The sequence below is a fragment of the Actinoallomurus spadix genome, from assembly GCF_024055725.1.
GTDB classification, from domain to species: Bacteria; Actinomycetota; Actinomycetes; order Streptosporangiales; family Streptosporangiaceae; genus Actinoallomurus; species Actinoallomurus spadix.
In genome coordinates this window covers 302,922-319,808 of sequence record NZ_JAMXMX010000008.1, presented here as the reverse complement: position 1 = coordinate 319,808, position 16,887 = coordinate 302,922, and the positions used below count along the sequence as shown (strand labels likewise).

Below are 16,887 nucleotides of genomic sequence, written 5' to 3'. Positions count from 1 at the left end.
CCGCTCGCGGCCAGGGCACCGCTGCGTCGGCTCTTCGGGCCGTCACCGCATGGGCACTGGGTGATCTACGGATTCCCCGCCTGCAGCTATACGGCTACGAACAGGCCCTAGTACTGGAAAAGTACTTCCGGATCGTTCGGCGAGGGGCCGTTCAGCAGCGGACTGTGGATCCCCTTCAGCGTCTGGTCGAAGAACGCTGTCACGTACTCGCGGGTGATCACCACCCCGCGTTCCGGTGAGAGGGGCGGCGTCGGGAACCCGGCCTCCTCCAGAAGCAGGTCCAGGTCGCTGAAGCTGAAGTGGTCGGCGCCGGCGACCGTCAGCCACTTCTTGTAGCCGCCGAGGGCGGCCCAGGTCTGCCCCCAGTTGTCGCCGCCGGCCGAGTGGTAGGCGGCCGCACCCAGCATGAGGAACGGCCGGTTGATCTGGCCGGGCCTCGGGGCCGGGTGGAAGGAGCCGTCCATGTTCACTCCGGCCCGTACTCGCGGGTCGGCGATCATCGTGGCGGCGGCCGCCGCTCCGCCGAGAGAGTGTCCGGCCATGCCGATCTCGTGCTCGTCGATGAGGTGTGCTAGGCGCCACGCGGTATTGCCATGCGTCAACTGGCCGATCACGAAGGACACGTCCAGCGCGCGGCTGGCGGCGACGGAGTCGAAGTCGAGCGCCGGGTCATCGCAGATCGCGCACGGCGGCGTCTGGCCGTTCGCCAGCGTCTCGCCGCTGTCCTCGTAGGTGTGGCCGACGAGCGCGACGACGTAGCCGTGACTGGCCAGGTCGGTCGCGAGCGAGGTGAGCACCATGCGCGGGTCCTCGTACGCGGGTGAGAGGACCACCAGCGGATGCTTGCCGTGTTGCGGCCGCGCGCCGTCGAAGGCGTGAGTGGTGACGCTGGAAAGGTTCTGTGGGGTGACGCCGGAGCTCGCCGGCATCTTCCGGCGCTGTAGGACTCCGGCTGCCTCGGCGAGGGTCATGTAAGGGGCCGGAGTCCCGTCCCGGGGACGGCCGGGTAGACCATCGTGACGGTCAGTTGGCGGAGGCCTGATGACGGCACCCACGGGTCGGGACGGCTCGCGTCGGTGAGGTGGATGACGTCTTCGCCGGCGGCGTAGGGGCCGGTCGGCGCGGGGAGCGTGCCCTGGAAGGACCGCGGGGGCGCGGCGGCAGCTGTGGCGGCGGTCGCGTGCACGGTGGACGGCGGGGTCGTGGCGGCGAGTCCGGTGCCGGTCGTGGCCACTGATGCGGCGAGACCCAGGACGGCGACAGCGCTGATACGGCGCTTGCGGTTCGAGGTAGTGCTCACGGGCACGATCCTGCCCGGCCCCGCCCTGACGCTCGATCAGGCGGGCTTCCGTTTTGAGGGTGGTGCTGGCTACACCCTGAGATCCCCAGCGGCGCGAGGTTCCCTTCGCCGGCATCGTCGAGCGCCACCTTCGTCTTGGCCCACGACGAACACGACGCCAAGCCCTACCGCTGAACCTACGACAGCAGCCCCTCGACACAAGATTGCCGATGGGGGCGAAATAGGCAATGTTGCCGATGTCTTGACAGCCTATGGTGCCAGTAAAGTGACCGGGCGAGTCGATCAAGAGTTGAGGTGGTCAAGTGTTTTCTTTCATTCGAAAGCCGCTCAAGCGCGCCAGCATCACCGTCGGAGCGGCCGCACTGGTCCTGTCCTTCATTCCAGGGCAAGCATTCGCAATCGACCGAGTTTCGTGCGGCCCTACTGATTACTTGCAGCTCTGGTACCACGACGGCTCGGGATACTCGGACACGATGTGCTTCGCGAATGCGGGAACCGACTACCCGTGGCAGGGCCAAGCAAGGTGGATCGACAAGGTGTCCACCGGCAATAACGACGTGGTAATCCACGACCAAAACGGCACCGACGTTTACATCTCGCGGAACAACATCGTGACTTACCCGAACCGTCCGATGTCGACGAGCCACGTGACTATTCAATGAATAGGGCGAGCCGTAGCAGATCTCGCCCGTGCCGGTAGTCCGGGACGAAGAGGCAGCGCGGCTCCGACGTTGACCTGGGCGTCTCTCCTTGGGAGGGACGCCCAGGGTCGTTCTGTTTCATCCTTGGTCTCATTCACCGCTCTCCCTGCGGTCGGCATGCGCCGGCGTTGCCAGGGCGGGGCCAGGGCCGCGCTACGAGAATCGCCGGGTCTTCGTTCCCGTCGTGCTCGCGCCCATGCGGTCGCCGTCGTGGCGGCGGTATCGGCCCGGCGGCGCTCCCGCCGGGCCGATCGCGGTAACCGGCCCGCTCGCCGGACTCCTCCGCGCCACCGGCGTAGTGATCCGCCGACCGCTCGCCTCAGCCGGGCCGGGAGCCGCGCCGACCCCGCCGGCCACAGTCGCGCGAGACGCCCTCGGCGTGAGCGTCGCGGCCGGAGTCTAGGTCCCCGCGCCGTGGTGGTACACGTATCCGTCGGGTTCGGATCGGCCGGCCGGTCTCCTGTCACTGGCTCGACCACTTCGTGGCCGTCCTCGACGCGCACGGGGTCTCCTTCCACGCGACACTGCTCGTGGTGCCCGTCATTGGGAAGCGTTCAATGACCTCTCGCGTTACCTCTCCACCTGTCCGCCTACCTTGCCTGGCCCGGCGTCCGGGATGGAGTGGGCTCTGCCGCCGTGCTGAAAGCTTTCATCTGTCGCCACAGGTCACCGGCTGGAAGCGGACTCGTCGTTGACGGCATCCGGTCGAAAATCGAACAATGACGCCGCTCCTTCCCACGGTGGTGAGAGTCCGGGCTGCGAAGGGATCCCCCATGGACGTCGCACGTCGTTCCCGTTGGTGGCTTCCCAGCAGGAAGGGGCGGGGTCGATCGCACAGTAGGCGTGGTCAGGGCGTGCTCGCCGCGGCCGCCTCGGTCTTGACGGCTGCGGCCGCCGCGCTCGTGACCCTCACCGCCTCTGCGACCCCGGCCGCGGCGGCGGGTACCGGCACCGGCTATCTGCACACCAGCGGCAACAAGATCGTCGACAGTACCGGCGCGACCGTACGGCTGACCGGCCTCAACTGGTTCGGCATGGAGACCGACAACCACACCTTCCACGGGCTGTGGGCCGGCCGGAACGCCACTTGGCGGATGCAGATCGACCACATGGCGCAACTCGGCTTCAACACGATCCGGGTGCCGTTCACCGGCGACTCGCTGCGCTCTGGGGCGCAGGCGACCAGTATCAACACCGACAGCAATCCGGACCTGATCGGGTTGAGCCCGCTGCAGATCCTCGACAAGGTCGTCGACTACGCCGGGCAGAAGGGGATGCGCATCATCCTCGACCGGCACCGCCCGTCGGCGGCCGGCCAGACCGCCCTGTGGTACACCTCGAGCGTCTCCGAGGCCAGCGAGATCTCCGACTGGCAGATGCTGGCCCGGCACTACGCGAACAACCCGACCGTCATCGGCGCCGACCTGTTCAACGAGCCACACGCCGAGGGCACCGAACCGAACGGTACCGGCGCCTGTTGGGGCTGCGGCGACACCGCCCGCGACTGGCGGCTGGCCGCGCAGCGCATCGGCAACGCCGTGCTACAGGCCAACTCCAACTGGCTGATCTTCGTCGAGGGAGTCAGCTGCCCCTCAGGCGGTACGCCGAACCAGTGGGACAACGTCCCCGACGACCCGATGGAATGCGACTGGTGGGGCGGCAACCTCGCGGCCGCGGCCCAGTTCCCGGTACAGCTGAGCGTGGCGAACCGGCTCGTGTACTCGGCGCACGACTACGGCATCTCGGTCTACGATCGCCAGCCGTGGTTCAAGGACGCGAACTTCCCGAACAACCTGCCGGACGTCTGGGACCACTTCTGGGGCTACCTGTACAAGAACAACACCGCGCCGATCCTGGTCGGCGAGTTCGGCAGCACGCTGGCCAACCCGCTGGACACGCAGTGGTTGACCAAGCTGATGAGCCATATGGGCTCGGGCACGAACGGCATGTCGTTCACGTACTGGTCGTGGAATCCCGACTCCGGCGACACGGGCGGCATCGTCCAGGACGACTGGGTCACGGTGAACCAGAACAAGATGGACATCATCGGGCCCTCCCTGATCCCGCCGGTGGGCAGCACGCCGACCACCACCCCGCCCACCTCGCCCGGCACGTCGAGCCCGCCGGCCGGGGTCTCGTGTGCAACGACCTACACCCTGACCAACACCTGGCAGGGCGGCTTCCAGGCGGCGCTGACGGTCACCAACTCCGGCACGTCGGCCTGGAACAATTGGACCGTCACCTGGACCATGCCGTCCGGCGTGACCCTCGGCAGCGGGTGGAACGCGACCGTCACCGCGAACGCCACCACGTGGACGGCCAAGGCACCGAGTCAATCGCCCACCCTCGCACCCAACGCGTCAGTGACGATCGGCTTCACGGCCAACGGCCCGTCCAGCCCGGGAGCGACGAACATCCATTGCTCGTAAGCCGACGAGCAGTAGAGCCGTCTCAAACGTGGTCTCATTCGTATGTGCGTCAGCCGGGGTGCTGCTCAGTGTGGCGACCTCCATCGATGGCTATATCGACGACACGAGCCCGGAACGCCTGCTGCTGTCGAACGAAGCCGACTTCGACCGGTTCGACCAGGTACGCGCGGAGAGCGACGCGATCCTCATCGGAGCGACGACACTCCGGCGGGACAATCCCCGGCTACTGGTCAACTCGGCCGCACGACGGGATGAGCGGGAGGCGCGTGGTCTGCCGCGCATGAGGTGCAGTGGATGACCTCAAGCCACGATCCTGGCACCTTCCAGGCATGCCGAGCTTGAGCTACGCTGGCGAGCGTGGCGGCTGGCATTGACGCGATTGCAGCATTTACAGCCGGGGCTGCTTCGATTGGGGCGCTCGGAGTTGCTCTTCGAAGTTGGCTTGAAGCACGACGCTCGATTCGACACATCAAGATCACCCGCGGCAATAAAGAGGTCACCGTAGAGGCGAATACGGCCGACCCCGAACAAGCCAGGCTGCTCATTGAGAAGCTGATAGCCGACCTCCCTGATGATCGGGAGCCGTCCAATTGACGGGGACTCGGTCAGCGGCGGGCCGCTCAAGTAGATCCAAGGCCGACACGCAATCCTCGCGTAGTAAGCCGATCAGTGCGGGTATGGGAGGTGTCGGGGGCGGTACTGCTCTGATTGCCGCCGCTCAGCACATCGGCACGGATAAAACCTGGGGACAGGTCCTCCTGTACCTTTCGCCGATGGTCTCGGTTGCTCTTGGTTCGGTAATTTATTACTGCTTTGCGCAAATGAACTGGATGGTTCTTGTATTCGAGGTCAAGCGGGCCAAGCGAACTTTGCTCGAACAGCTCGAAGACCCTAATGTCTCCGACCAGGTCAAAGAGGACATCCGTCGGGACCTCGATGAGATAGATAGACGATTGTCTTCCGCTCGCTTGGCGCGTGTCAGAGCGGCAAGTAAGTCCATGGATAAATGGCTCGCCAAGTCGACTGAAGTCGAATAGCTGGTTGAACCAGTCCGGAGCGGGGGTCTCGCGACTCCCAGCCCCCCGCGAGCCGGAGCGCTCACCGGCGCGAAAACGTCTGTCACGCCGTCTCGTCGTTCGCGCGGGAGAGCACTCCGGACCGGTGCTCCCGGGGCCGAAGGGGGGCTTCCTGCTCCCTGGCGGCACCATCTGCCAGAGATCAAGACGCACGCCCGATTACCGCCCGAAGAGAAGCTCCGGGAGTCGTCGAAATCGTCCACCTGTGGAAGCCGGTGTCGGCCTTGCCGATGTGAACGCCGAGGACGGAGCGAGCGAAGCGAGCGGCTTTCCGTGGCGACTTCCGCTCAGGAGGCCGTGTCCTGGGCCAGCGCGTCGAAGGCCGTCATCGCCTCCTGGTCCAGCTCGATCCCGGTGACCGCGACGTTGTCGGCCAGGTGCGCGAGGTCGCGGGTGCCGGGGATCAGCAGCGTGGCCGGGCTGTGTCCGAGCAGCCAGGCCAGCCCGGCCTGAGCCGGGGTGATGCCGAGGCGCTCGGCGTGCGCGACGACCACCGGGTCGTCGGTGACGCTGGGCAGTTGGTCGAAGGCCGATCCGAGCGGGCAGTACGGCACCCAGGCGATGCCCTGAGCGGCGCACTCGGTCAGCACGTCCTCGTGGTCACGGGTGAGGACGTTGTAGAAGTTCTGCACGCAGACGATCCCGGCCGGAAGGGCCTGCCGCAGCTGCGCGAGGCTGACCTGGCTGAGGCCGATGCCGCCGATCTTGCCCTCGTCGCGCAGGGCGATCAGCTCGGCCAGCTGGCTGTCCAGGTCGACCGCCTGGTCGCCGGTGGCGATGATGCCCGGCGGCATGTCGGCCCGGCGGAGATTGACGACCGTGAGGTGGTCGGTGTCGAGGGCGCGGAGGTTCTCCTCGACCGACGCCCGTAGTTCGGCCGGCTTCTGCGCGGCGGCCAGTCGCTCGGTCGGATGAGTCACCGCGCCGACCTTGGTGACGATCCGCAGGTTGTCGGCGTACGGGTGCAGGGCCGTCCTGATCAGGTCGTTGACCGGGCCGTAGAACTGGGCGGTGTCGATGTGGTCGACGCCGAGTTCGACCGCGCGGCGCAGGACCTTGACGGCATCCGCGGGGTCGCTGTTTTCCAGCTGCATGGCGCCGAAGCCGACCCGCAGGACATCGTGTTCGCCCAGCTTTCCGTACGCGTACGCATGCGATGTGCCCATGGTCGTGGCCCTCCAGCTACGATGACCGAAAGCGGAACCGATTCCGCTTGGTTGACCCGACCCTAGCAGAAACGGAAGCGATTCCGTTTGTGAGGTGATCCCGGTTTCCGAGTCCGAACGACGCCCCGGCGCGCGAAGGGACGCGCAACGCAACCGGCAGCGCATCATCGACGCTGCCACCCGCGCCCTCACCGCCGGCCCGGACCCCGTCAAGATCGAGGCCATCGCCCGCGAGGCGGGAGTCGGCGTCGGCACGCTCTACCGCAACTTCCCGTCGCGCGAAGCCCTGGTCGAGGAGGTCTACCGGAGCGAGCTCACCCGCCTGTGCGCCATGGCCGCGCAACTGGTGGCCGACCACGCGCCGCCCGACGCCATGCGCGAATGGATGCGCCGCTATCAGGACTTCGTCGCCACCAAACGTGGCATGGCCGAAGCCCTGCGCGCGGTGATCGCCAGCGGTGCGATCAACTCCGGTCAGACCCGCGAACACCTCAACGGCGCCATCGCGACCATCCTCGACGCCGGTCGGGCCGACGGCAGCCTGCGCGCCGACGTCCAGCCGGCCGACGTCTCGGCCAGCATGGCCGGCATCATGCTCGCCGCCGCCGACAACGACCAGGCCACCCGGATGCTGCAACTCCTCGTCGACGGCCTGCTCGCCGGCGGACCCGCTTGACCACCGGGCCGTGGAGTGCGTGGCGATCCGGCACGCCGTCGCTCTGAGCGGTCGTCCGCGAAGACGGGGCGCTTCAGTTCAGTAGAGCGGAGGCGGCGACGGCCGCTGTGGTGAAGGCGTTTTCGACGGCGCGCAGGCCGGCGGTCACGACGGCTCCTTCGTGGAGCAGCATGAGGTGCTCGCCGACCTGTCGGGGATCGGCGACGCCGGCCGCGGCGGCCAGCTCGGTGAACAGGGCCAGCATCCAGCGCTTCTGTCCCACGATCACGGCGTACGCGGGGTGCGTCGGGTCGCTGATCTCGGCATGCGCGTTGATCATGGCGCACCCTTTCCGTCCCCGTTCCCGAGCCCATGCCGCGGAGGCTTCGAAGACGGCGGCGACCTGGCCGCGCGGGGCCGGGTCGGCTTGGGTCAGCCGGTCGTCGAGGAAGCGGCGCCATTGGTCGTCGCGCTCCGTCAGGTACTCCACGACCAGGCGTTCCTTGGACCCGAACCGGTCGTACAGCGTCTTCTTGGTGACTCCGGCGCGTGCGGCGATGACATCGACTCCGACGGCATGGATCCCGCGCTCGTAGAACAGTTCCGAGGCGGCCTGGAGCACGGCGTGCGCCTTGGGGGTCCAGTCGATGACGTCGCTCATGACGCCCAGGATACGGCAGCAGTATACCAATCTGTATAGTGACGCCACATGAGTATACAGATCGGTATACCTCGCGGGTTGCGAGCGTGGTCGACGGGTGTGCTCGCGGCCTTGTTCGTGCTCTGCTGGTCCTCGGGGTTCGTCGGCGCGAAGCTCGGCGCCGCCGAAGCCCCGGTCACCACGATCTTGATGTGGCGGTTCGTGCCGCCGGCGGTTCTCCTCCTCGCGGCCGTGCCGGCACGACTCGGGCGAGGATCCCCACGGCCCTCGCGCGGCGACGTCGCACGCCACGTGCTCATCGGCCTGCTCTCGCAGTCCGGGTACCTGCTCACGGTCTACTGGGCCATCGGGCTCGGGGTGAGCACGGGCACCACGGCCCTCGTCGATGGGGTCCAGCCACTCGTCGCGGGCGCGCTCGTAGGCCCGCTGCTCGGCGTCGCAGTGGTGGGGCGTCAGTGGGCGGGTCTGGTGCTCGGGCTCGCCGGCGTGGTGATCGTCAGCTGGACGAACGCCTCCTCACCCGCGGCTCACGCCCCCACGTGGGCCTACCTGATCCCGTTCGCCGGCATGCTCAGCCTCATCGCGTCCACGATCCTCGAACGCCGCGCGAACGTGCTCACCCCGCCCCTGCAGGCCTTGGCGATCCACTGCACCACCTCGGCCCTCGTGTTCACCGTCCTCGCCGTCGCCACCGGGACCGCCACCCCGCCTTCCTCGTCCGGATTCTGGATCGCCATGGCGTGGCTCATCCTGCTCGCCACCTTCGGCGGCTACGGTCTCTACTGGTTCTTGGTGCAGCGCATCGGTGTCACTCCCGTCAACAGCCTGATGTTCTTCGTCGCACCCGTCACCTCCCTCTGGGGCGCCGTGATGTTCGGGGAGCCCCTCACCCTTGTCACCCTGGTCGGGCTCACGCTCGCGCTCGTCGCGGCACTGATCGCGGGCCGAGCACCCACGCCCACCCGATGATCGACGCCTTCGGTCCCAGGACATGGCTGAGGCTGGAACGGGGGGTGGTTCGGCTCCCGTTCCGGCCGTGGGCGGGTTCAGAAGCTTTTCCGGGCGCGGGCGCGGGCGCGGCCGAGGAAGGCGGCGGCGAGCAGGGAACCGGCGACGACCAGGGCGGCGTTGACGCCGATCGCGACCCGTACCCCGCTCAGCACCGCTCCGGCGCCGGTGTGCCCGGCCATGGCGGCGGTGGCGACGGCGCTCATGACCGGCGTCCCGAGGGTGATGCCGATCTGCTGGGTCATGGTGGCGACGCCGGTAGCGCGGCCCTGGTCGGCGTCCGCGAGGCCGGAGGTCGCGGTGACCATGAACGCGACGATCACCAGCATGTTGCCGACACCGCCGACGAAGGTGGCGGCGAGCAGTAGCGCGATCCAGCTCGGGCCGGTGCCGAGGGCGACCAGGGTGACGGTGGCGACGGCCTGCACCAGGCCTCCGCCGAGGATGGTGGCGCGGGCGCCGAACCGGCCGACGGCGCGTCCGCCGAGGGTGCCGCCCAGGAGGGTGCCGAGGCCGAGGACGCCGAACGCCAGGCCGGTGGCCAGTGGCGAGTAGCCGAGGACCTTCTGCAGGTAGAGGGTGAGCAGGAAGACGAGCGAGGTCTCGGTGACGAACGCGATCAGTCCGGCGAGGTTGCCCCAGACCACCGTGCGGCGGCCGAGCAGGGCGGTGGGAACGAGCGGTTCGGCGGCCCACCGCTCGACGAACCAGAACGCGACCATGAGCGCGGCGCCGGCGACGAGCGCGACGAGCGTGGCGGGGGTGGTCCAGCCGTGCTCGCCGGCCTGAGTGAGGCCGAACACCAGCAGCAGCAGGCCGGCGGTGACGGTCGCGGCGCCGGGGACGTCGAGGCGGGGGCGGTCGCCCGACCGGTCATCGTCGATCATGCGGGGGGCGAGCGCGACGATCAGAGCGGCGACCGGCACGTTGATCAGGAAGGCCCAGCGCCAGGACAGCAGGCTGGTCAGCAGGCCGCCCAGGATCGCGCCGGCGGTGAATCCGGCCGACATCAGTGCGCCGTTGAGGCCGAGTGCGCGTTCGCGCAGCGGCCCCTCCCGGAACGCGGTGGTCAGCAGGGCGAGTCCGGCCGGGGTGACGGCGGCGGTGGCCAGGCCTTGCAGGACGCGGGCGGTCAGCAACATCACCGGTCCGGTGGACAGGCCGCCGAGCAGGGAGGCCGCGCCGAGGACGGCCATACCGCCGATGAAGAGCCGCTTGCGCCCGACCAGGTCGGCCACCCGGCCGAACAGCAGGGTGAATCCGGCGGCGGCCAGGGCGAACGCGGTGGCGATCCACTGCAGGTTCGCCAGCGAGAAGCCGAGTCCCGCGCCCACTTCGGGCAGTGCGACGTTCAGGATCGAGAAGTCGACGGCGACCATGAACTGGGCGCCGAGCAGCAGGGTCAGCAGGAGCCGTTCGCGGCCGACCATCCGTAGTGGGGGTGCGGTGGGAAGGGCCGTGGTGGGTGCGGCCATGGGAGTCCTCCAGTAGTTAACGGTTCTGTAGTTCCGTTAGGATGGCGATGACGGTAGCAGAGGATTCGCGCAAATGAAACTGGAGTCCCGTTATGACCGATGAGGGAGCCGCTCCCGGCATGCTCCGGCCCGGCGGGCGGACCGCCCGGGTGCGCACCGCGGTGCTGCGCGCCGCCGAGGACGCGCTGATCGAGTGCGGCTTCGACGGCGTCGACCTGGCCGAGATCGCGCGCCGAGCCGAGGTCGGCAAGACCACCGTCTACCGCCGCTGGCGAACCCCGCAGGTGCTGGTCGCCGACCTGCTCGTGGACATGGCCGAGCAGTCCGTCCCGCGCACCGAGACCGGCTCACTGGACGGTGACCTGCGCGCCAACGCCCGGCTGGTCGTGCGCACCCTCACCGACGAGCGCCAGGGCGTGTTGTTCAAGGCCGTGATCGCCGCCGCGACCACCGACCAGCGCACCGCCGAGGCGCTCCACCGCTTCTATGCCACCCGCATCGACGAGTGGTCCCCCTGCGTCGATCAGGCGGTGGAGCGGGGCGAGGCGCCGGAGGGCACCGACGCCTCCGAGGTCGTCCGCGCGGTCTCCGCCCCGCTGTACTACCGCTTCCTGGTCAGCGGCGACCCGCTGAACGAGACCGTCGCCGATGAGAGCGCCCACGCTGCCGCCTGCGCGACCAGAGCGGGCGCCTACGTGCGCCGGTCGGCCAGGTAGGAGCGATCAAGAAGCTCTCGATGCGTCCGTGAGCAGGAGCGACGCCGGACGGCGGCCGGTCAGGGGCAACTCGTCCGTTCGAGGGCCGGAGATGTAGCGTGCGCTCCGTGAACGAGCTGAGCTTCCGGGGGAGAGATCGGTATCACCCGTCCTGGCCGCATGTCGCGGCGCTGGGCCTCGGGTTGGTCATCGAAGGAGCCGTCTCCTTCTCCGGACTCGGCGCCGTGGGCACCTGCTGGCTGCTGGGCGGGACGGTGCTATTGGTCGGTCTCGGCATCTCCATGATGCTCCGGAGCTCGACCACGGTCGGGGCGGCCGGAATAACCATCTGCTGGGGTATCGGGCGTGGGCGTACTCATCCCTGGCACGAGATCCGGTGGATCGAGGTACGCGAGACCAAGAACAATCATGGGACGGCGCGCGTGGCTCGTATCACCCTCGCGAACGGGCGGCGCCGCTCACTGCCGGCGCTCCAGGACAGCACTCAATACCCTGACCCGGATTTTCCGGTGAATTTCCAGCGGGTGGTCACCTGGTGGGAGTTCAGCACGGACCCGGCCGCGCGGGTTCAGCCGCCGAAGCGGGTGCGGCACCGGGTGACGCCCCAAGTGGCCGGTCTCGTCCTGGGGGTGCTCATCACGGTCGTCGTCATCGTGCTCGGCGTCGCCATGAAGGGATAGGCGAGCGTACGGTCACCATTGCGGTTGTTATTCGGAATCGTCGGTTGTGAGGCGGTTAGTCTCTCGGGGGTGACGGAGACACTTGAAAACCTCGCCTTGCCAACTGCCCTGGCCGAGGTGGCAGAGGTCGGTTTCGAGTGGGAGTACGACGAAGAGACCGACGAGTCCCGCGGTTGTGACTTCGAGCCGTACCAACGGTTCGAAGCGCCCGAGAAGACCGCGTGGTGGTTCCGTCTGTGGACCGGTAACCCAGAGGTCGACGGCGGCGAATTCCGTTTCTTCGGCAGTACGGGGTCGGGCGACTACGCCGGCTTCTGGCTGGTCCGGCCCGGTGCCCCGATCACCGAGCAGCCTGTCATCTACATCGATTCCGAGGGCGAGTGCGGCGTGATAGCCCGCGACCTCGGCGACCTGCTCTGGTTGTTCGCGGACGGGTTCGGGCCGATGGAGGCTTTCACCGACCCAGATCAGGAGACGGAGCCGAACGAAGCGTTCCGGGTGATCGCTGAGCGGCACGCGCCGGGGAGACACCGCCCCGCAGCGGAGATCGTGGCGGCGGCGCGAGCGGAGTTCCCGGACTTCGCGGAGCGTATCGCCGCGATGTGCCGGTGAGCGGAACTCCGCTTCGTAGGTTCGTGAAGCCGCCGTCCACACTCGTACGGGTACTTGGGACTCGGTTGGGGGTTCGTGCGGGCGCCGATCGGCGACATGGCGCATACTGGTGCGTAATGAAACGCTCCCACGCCGCGACCCGGCGTCACCTGCCCACCAGTCCCTTCAAAGCCCCGGTCGCCGTGCCCGTCGAGCACTTCGCTCTGCGGGACCAGGTGAGCCATGATCGGTACGGTCTCGGTGTGGTCACCGGTGTCGAGGAAGGCATCGCCGTGATGGTGGACTTCGGTTCGCACATCGAGCGGATCCCCGCGCCGTACGCCAAGCTCGTCAAACTGTGAGACGTTCGGCGCCACGCCCCCCTTGGCGTTGCGCCGACGCTCCTGCCGTCGTCGTGGGCATGCCCGCGCCGGCGGCCTCACGCGTACCGGGTGGTCGTCCGGTCGGGCCGCGATCACCGCGGCCGCGGTCCGGTCCCGCGGCGGTAGGCGGTCATCGTGCTGGGGGTATGCCGCCAGGTGACGTGGTGGCCGCTGGAGGCGATCGGCGTCCATGCCCGGGCGAGGAGCTGAAAGAAGCCGTCATCGGCGCAGTGGCCGCCCGCGCCCTGCCCGATGTAGATCAGTAGGTCGCTGGTGTAGGCGCGGAGGGCGTCGGTCGCCCACGAGTCGTCATGAGATGGCCAGCACAGCAGGAGCGCCCGGTCGGGATGGTGCCGGGCGGCGGCCGGGCCGTCTCGCCGGACGGCGAAGTATTCGGTGCCGTCGGTGTAGCCGTTGGCGGAGGGGCTGACGGGCTCGTACGCGACGACGTCGATGCCGGCCTGTGCCGCCTGCCACGCCCAGTAGCCCGAGCCCGCGCCGATCTCGACCAGGCCGCGTCCGTGGAGGATCCGGATGAGCCAGGTGATGTCGCCCGGTGAGGGGATCGCCCAGGAATAGCGTTTGGTCAGCAGGTGATGCCCGACGGGGAGTCCGCGTGCGAAACCGTCGGGGCAGGCCCGCCCCGCTTCGCGCACCGCCGGGAGCTGCCGGACGATCTCCCAGTACGGGTTGTCGACGCCGGTGGGGGTGACCTGGTCGTACGCGCTGCCGGCGATCCGGAAGGCCGTCGGCCGGCTCGTGAGGCCGGATCGTTGTGCCCACCACTGGTGGATCTCGGCGAGCTCTGCTGACACGGTCACCCTGGTCTCCTTGGCGGACTTCTCGGACGATATCCACCCGACTGCGGTCATCGGAATGGCGAAGGTCGTGCCGAATGCCGGATACGGCCTGCGGGGTGACGCGGGCGATGGTGCGGACCGGACCGCTCGATCGCCGTCCTGGCACGATGGCGGCATGGAACGTGTGCTTGGAATCGGTGGGTACTTCATGCGGGCCGACGACCCGGCGGCCCTGAGCGCGTGGTACCGCGACTGCCTCGGCCTGGACGCCGACGAGAAGGGCCGGTGGCGCCAGGAGGCCGGGCCGACGGTGTTCGCGGCGTTCGACTCCCAGATCGACTACTTCGGGTCGCCCGCCCAGCGGACCATGCTCAACTTCCGGGTCCACGACCTCGACGCGATGCTCGCGCAGCTGCGCGCCAAGGGCGCGGACGTGGCCGCGGAAACGCAGGACATGGAGGGCGTCGGTCGCTTCGGCTGGGTCACCGATCCTGAGGGCAATCGGATCGAGTTGTGGCAGCCCGCCTGACCGGTGCCGCGCACCGGCGCGGCACCGTGCCTCGCTGCCAGAGGAGCAGCACGCTCGTCGTCGTCGCCGAGCCCCTGCCTAGGGCGAAGTTCAGCGAGCCCAAGCCGACGAACAGGTCGCTTCCGCCGGTGCCGCGGTCGCCTGACGCGGGAACGCGGTCACGGGCGGTCCGGCCGCGCCGGCGGGGGTTCCGCCTCCGAGCCGGCGTCGGCGCAGGCGGCGAGCCGGCGGGCCAGGGCGTGCACGAGGTCGCGCAGGGCGTCCGGAGACTCGATCACGAACGGGCGGTCCAGCCAGGCGAGCAGGGCGGCGACCCACTCCAGCCGCTCCGCCCGCAGCCGGACCCGTACCCAGGGCTCCGGCAGGTCACGAGCCATGTCGGCGGAGTCCGGCGCGGCGTCGACGGAGTCCGGCGCGGCGTCGGCCGGGAGGTCCTCGACCGTCGCGATGCCGGCCGGGAGGCGGGCGCGAACCTCCTCGGCCGAGCCCTGGATCCGCACCGACACCTCGTGCAGGTACGGCACCTCGGCGAGTCCGGACAGCACCCGGGCGGTCGGGTCGAACCCCTCGGGCACCTCGAACGACCCCTGCAGCGCCGTCGCGGACTCGATCCGGTCGAGCCGGAACGTGCGCACCTCACCGCTGGCCGAGTCCGCCCCGGTGACGTACCAGCGCCCGGAGTGCAGGACGATCCCGTACGGCTGCAGGGTGCGTTCGCTGCGCCGCCCGCCCCAGGAGGTGTAGCCGAGGGCGACCGGCCTGCGATGCCGCGCGGCCTCCGCGAGCACCAGCAGCACGCCCGTCTCCGGGGTGGTCACGGTACGGGACGGAGCGGTGAACTCCACGGTCGCCAGCAGTGCCTCCAACCGGCGGCCGAGCGCCTCGGGCAGCACCCGGCGCACCTTCGCGGCGGCGCTCTCCAGCGCCGTGACGGACGTGGTCACAAGCCCGGCCCGGCGGCCGGCGACCAGGCCGAGCAGTACGGCGAGGGCCTCCTCGTCGGTGAGCATCAGCGGAGGCATCCGGTACCCCGGCGCGAGGCGGTACCCGCCGTACCGGCCGCGTACCGACCGGACCGGGACGTCCAGGTCGAGCAGGTGGTCGACGTACCGCCGGACGGTACGCTCGTCCACGCCGAGCCGGTCGGCGAGGTCGGCGACGGTGCGGGTGCCGCCGGCCTGGAGGATCTCCAGCAGGGCGAGCACCCGGGCGGTCGGTCGGGTCATACCGTGAAGTCTGCCGCGAATACCGGGCGGAGTCTGTCCTGTACCCGGCCTGGCGTGCCGGTCATGGTGACTCACGTCGCGGGTTGCGCGGACCGGGGAGCGCGGGCCATCATCGAGGCATGATCACCAACCGAAAGGGCGGCGACGCCCCGGCGCTTTGATCGCGCCCGCGCGGCGCAGTGACGCCGCCGAACCCCTCAAGGCCGGCCTCCGCATCAGGAGCACCCTCGGCCTCTGGCAGGAGGCCACCGAGATCCGGCGAGAGTGGCTCGCCTCCGGCCTGTCCACGCGACCGGCCGACCGGCCGGCCGCCGAGCACCATCTGACCAGGATCTACGCGAGGATCCTGCGCCCGCGCCCACGGTTCCACTGGGTGGACTCTCCGCAACAGGCGATGTCGTTCGTCACCGGCCTGCCCACCCTGGATTCGCTGTACGCGCGGATCCGGGATCCACGGCAGCGGGGAACGCCCCCACTGGCCAGTGACCTCGCCATGGCCGCCGCGCAGCTGCGCGGCACGCTCAGCGCCGGTGTCGCGCACACCGACCCCGAACTGTCAGCGGTACGCAGAGGCAAGAACAAGGAACCCTGGCCCGAGCTGCCGCCGTCGCGGGCATTCGACGCCGGGGTTCCCCTGGGCGTCGTGCTGCATCAGGGCGTCCTCGCCGCGCTGCACCGGAGCCTCGCCCAGGGCTTCCGCGTCCCCGTCCGGAACACCCTCGCCGGCGGCGGGCCCGTGCCCGTGTGCTGGTACGGGCAGCAGGACGCGGCGTGGGTCGCCTACTACGACACCCTGCGCCGGCTCGGGCTGGCCTCGTACGGGCCGGACGCGCTCGACCACCTCGGCGACTGGGCCGCGCTGGCGCGCTCGTGCGGCTGGTGGTGGCCCGGCGAGGACGTGTGCGTCGTCGTCGAACGACCCGAACTGGTCCTCACCGAACCGGTCCCCGGGGCCCGGCACGACGAGGTACGGCTCCGCCGCGGTGGCGTCCGCTACCGCGACGGGTGGCATCCGCTCCTGACCTGACCGGCCGGCGGGCCGGGACGAGAACGATTCCTCGGCCGGGCGCCGCCCGCGCCCCCCTGCCGCACCTCGACCTCGATCTCGGCGAACAGGTCGGCGTACTCCTGGGCGTACCTCACGGCCTGCGCCCGGTCCTCGGCGTTGATCAGCGCGAACCCGCCGATGACCTCCTTGGCCTCGGTGAACGGCCCGTCGGTCACCTTCGTCGCCGCACCCCGGTCCTTGCGGACCAGCGAGCCCTTCTCGGACGGGTGGACGCCCTCGGCCGTGATCAGGATGCCCCGCTCGGACCAGTCCTGAATCATCGCGCCCATCTTCTCGATGAACTCCTGGCTGGGGTTCCAGGCCTCGGGGGCGCGCTCGTCGATGCGGTGCATCAGCAGGAATCGCATGTCTGCTCCCTTGTCGTCTCGGGCCGGGTCCGGTCGGTTCCGGACACGATGACCGGCCGTCACCTACGCGTCGAA

General features: G+C 69.3%; 20 protein-coding genes and 1 pseudogene. 13 read left to right on the top strand and 8 right to left on the bottom strand.

All coding sequences use genetic code 11. From position 1 onward, the window contains the following. Positions 1 to 107: 107 nt before the first annotated feature. Positions 108 to 929, bottom strand: coding sequence for an alpha/beta hydrolase family protein (locus tag NE235_RS14875; RefSeq protein ID WP_252803028.1), 822 nt, complete (start codon positions 927 to 929; stop codon positions 108 to 110). A gap of 38 nt (positions 930 to 967) precedes the next feature. Then, positions 968 to 1,300, bottom strand: a complete 333-nt coding sequence (locus NE235_RS14870) for a hypothetical protein (RefSeq protein ID WP_252803026.1) — start codon at positions 1,298 to 1,300, stop codon at positions 968 to 970. A 302-nt stretch (positions 1,301 to 1,602) separates the two neighbouring features. On the opposite strand from NE235_RS14870, the gene NE235_RS38160 reads away from it, so the two are divergent. From NE235_RS38160 to NE235_RS14845, 5 genes and pseudogenes are all read left to right on the top strand, one after another. Then, positions 1,603 to 1,962 (top strand): beta/gamma crystallin domain-containing protein, encoded by a 360-nt coding sequence (locus NE235_RS38160; RefSeq protein WP_252803024.1) that lies wholly within the window; start codon positions 1,603 to 1,605, stop codon positions 1,960 to 1,962. 893 nt (positions 1,963 to 2,855) lie between these two features. Continuing rightward, entirely contained in the window at positions 2,856 to 4,430 is a 1,575-nt protein-coding gene (locus NE235_RS14860) for a cellulase family glycosylhydrolase (RefSeq protein WP_252803022.1), read from the top strand. A gap of 58 nt (positions 4,431 to 4,488) precedes the next feature. Beyond that, positions 4,489 to 4,707, top strand: a pseudogene (locus NE235_RS14855) (dihydrofolate reductase family protein); the annotation flags it as partial. 80 nt (positions 4,708 to 4,787) lie between these two features. After that, on the top strand, positions 4,788 to 5,024 hold the full coding sequence (locus NE235_RS14850; RefSeq protein WP_252803020.1) for an effector-associated constant component EACC1: 237 nt from the start codon (positions 4,788 to 4,790) through the stop codon (positions 5,022 to 5,024). Positions 5,025 to 5,107: 83 nt separating this feature from the next. Next, on the top strand, positions 5,108 to 5,467 hold the full coding sequence (locus NE235_RS14845; RefSeq protein ID WP_252803017.1) for a hypothetical protein: 360 nt from the start codon (positions 5,108 to 5,110) through the stop codon (positions 5,465 to 5,467). A gap of 326 nt (positions 5,468 to 5,793) precedes the next feature. Here the strand turns inward: NE235_RS14845 and NE235_RS14840 are convergent, their stop codons facing one another. Further along, a complete protein-coding gene (locus NE235_RS14840; protein WP_252803015.1) occupies positions 5,794 to 6,672 on the bottom strand; it encodes an aldo/keto reductase in 879 nt (292 codons plus the stop codon). Between the two features lie 94 nt (positions 6,673 to 6,766). Between NE235_RS14840 and NE235_RS14835 the strand changes: the two genes are divergently transcribed. Next, the gene (locus tag NE235_RS14835) at positions 6,767 to 7,348 is read left to right on the top strand and encodes a TetR/AcrR family transcriptional regulator (RefSeq protein WP_252803013.1); all 582 of its coding nucleotides are present in this window, start codon (positions 6,767 to 6,769) and stop codon (positions 7,346 to 7,348) included. Between the two features lie 73 nt (positions 7,349 to 7,421). Here the strand turns inward: NE235_RS14835 and NE235_RS14830 are convergent, their stop codons facing one another. After that, positions 7,422 to 7,988 (bottom strand): TetR/AcrR family transcriptional regulator, encoded by a 567-nt coding sequence (locus NE235_RS14830; RefSeq protein ID WP_252803011.1) that lies wholly within the window; start codon positions 7,986 to 7,988, stop codon positions 7,422 to 7,424. Positions 7,989 to 8,036: 48 nt separating this feature from the next. Between NE235_RS14830 and NE235_RS14825 the strand changes: the two genes are divergently transcribed. After that, entirely contained in the window at positions 8,037 to 8,957 is a 921-nt protein-coding gene (locus tag NE235_RS14825; RefSeq protein WP_252803009.1) for a DMT family transporter, read from the top strand. Between the two features lie 77 nt (positions 8,958 to 9,034). Here the strand turns inward: NE235_RS14825 and NE235_RS14820 are convergent, their stop codons facing one another. After that, positions 9,035 to 10,471, bottom strand: a complete 1,437-nt coding sequence (locus NE235_RS14820) for an MFS transporter (RefSeq protein ID WP_252803007.1) — start codon at positions 10,469 to 10,471, stop codon at positions 9,035 to 9,037. 92 nt (positions 10,472 to 10,563) lie between these two features. Here NE235_RS14820 and NE235_RS14815 point away from each other — a divergent pair, with 92 nt between their 5' ends. From NE235_RS14815 to NE235_RS14800, 4 genes are all read left to right on the top strand, one after another. Next, the gene (locus tag NE235_RS14815; RefSeq protein ID WP_252803005.1) at positions 10,564 to 11,187 is read left to right on the top strand and encodes a TetR/AcrR family transcriptional regulator; all 624 of its coding nucleotides are present in this window, start codon (positions 10,564 to 10,566) and stop codon (positions 11,185 to 11,187) included. A gap of 107 nt (positions 11,188 to 11,294) precedes the next feature. Then, complete coding sequence (locus NE235_RS14810) at positions 11,295 to 11,867, top strand: PH domain-containing protein (RefSeq protein ID WP_252803004.1); 573 nt, start codon at positions 11,295 to 11,297, stop codon at positions 11,865 to 11,867. 69 nt (positions 11,868 to 11,936) lie between these two features. Continuing rightward, positions 11,937 to 12,479 carry an SMI1/KNR4 family protein gene (locus NE235_RS14805; protein WP_252803002.1) on the top strand — a complete coding sequence of 181 codons (543 nt, stop codon included), beginning with the start codon at positions 11,937 to 11,939 and terminating at the stop codon, positions 12,477 to 12,479. 116 nt (positions 12,480 to 12,595) lie between these two features. Beyond that, entirely contained in the window at positions 12,596 to 12,820 is a 225-nt protein-coding gene (locus tag NE235_RS14800) for a hypothetical protein (protein ID WP_252803000.1), read from the top strand. Positions 12,821 to 12,933: 113 nt separating this feature from the next. Here NE235_RS14800 and NE235_RS14795 read toward each other — a convergent pair whose 3' ends face one another. Next, a complete protein-coding gene (locus tag NE235_RS14795; protein WP_252802998.1) occupies positions 12,934 to 13,662 on the bottom strand; it encodes a methyltransferase domain-containing protein in 729 nt (242 codons plus the stop codon). A 154-nt stretch (positions 13,663 to 13,816) separates the two neighbouring features. Here NE235_RS14795 and NE235_RS14790 point away from each other — a divergent pair, with 154 nt between their 5' ends. After that, positions 13,817 to 14,170, top strand: coding sequence for a VOC family protein (locus NE235_RS14790; protein WP_252802996.1), 354 nt, complete (start codon positions 13,817 to 13,819; stop codon positions 14,168 to 14,170). A gap of 158 nt (positions 14,171 to 14,328) precedes the next feature. Here NE235_RS14790 and NE235_RS14785 read toward each other — a convergent pair whose 3' ends face one another. Beyond that, the gene (locus NE235_RS14785) at positions 14,329 to 15,396 is read right to left on the bottom strand and encodes a helix-turn-helix transcriptional regulator (RefSeq protein ID WP_252802994.1); all 1,068 of its coding nucleotides are present in this window, start codon (positions 15,394 to 15,396) and stop codon (positions 14,329 to 14,331) included. 157 nt (positions 15,397 to 15,553) lie between these two features. Here NE235_RS14785 and NE235_RS14780 point away from each other — a divergent pair, with 157 nt between their 5' ends. Continuing rightward, entirely contained in the window at positions 15,554 to 16,423 is an 870-nt protein-coding gene (locus NE235_RS14780) for a DUF6745 domain-containing protein (RefSeq protein WP_252802993.1), read from the top strand. Here the strand turns inward: NE235_RS14780 and NE235_RS14775 are convergent. Beyond that, complete coding sequence (locus NE235_RS14775; protein WP_252802991.1) at positions 16,390 to 16,812, bottom strand: YciI family protein; 423 nt, start codon at positions 16,810 to 16,812, stop codon at positions 16,390 to 16,392. The genes NE235_RS14780 and NE235_RS14775 overlap by 34 nt on opposite strands. Positions 16,813 to 16,887: the final 75 nt, after the last annotated feature.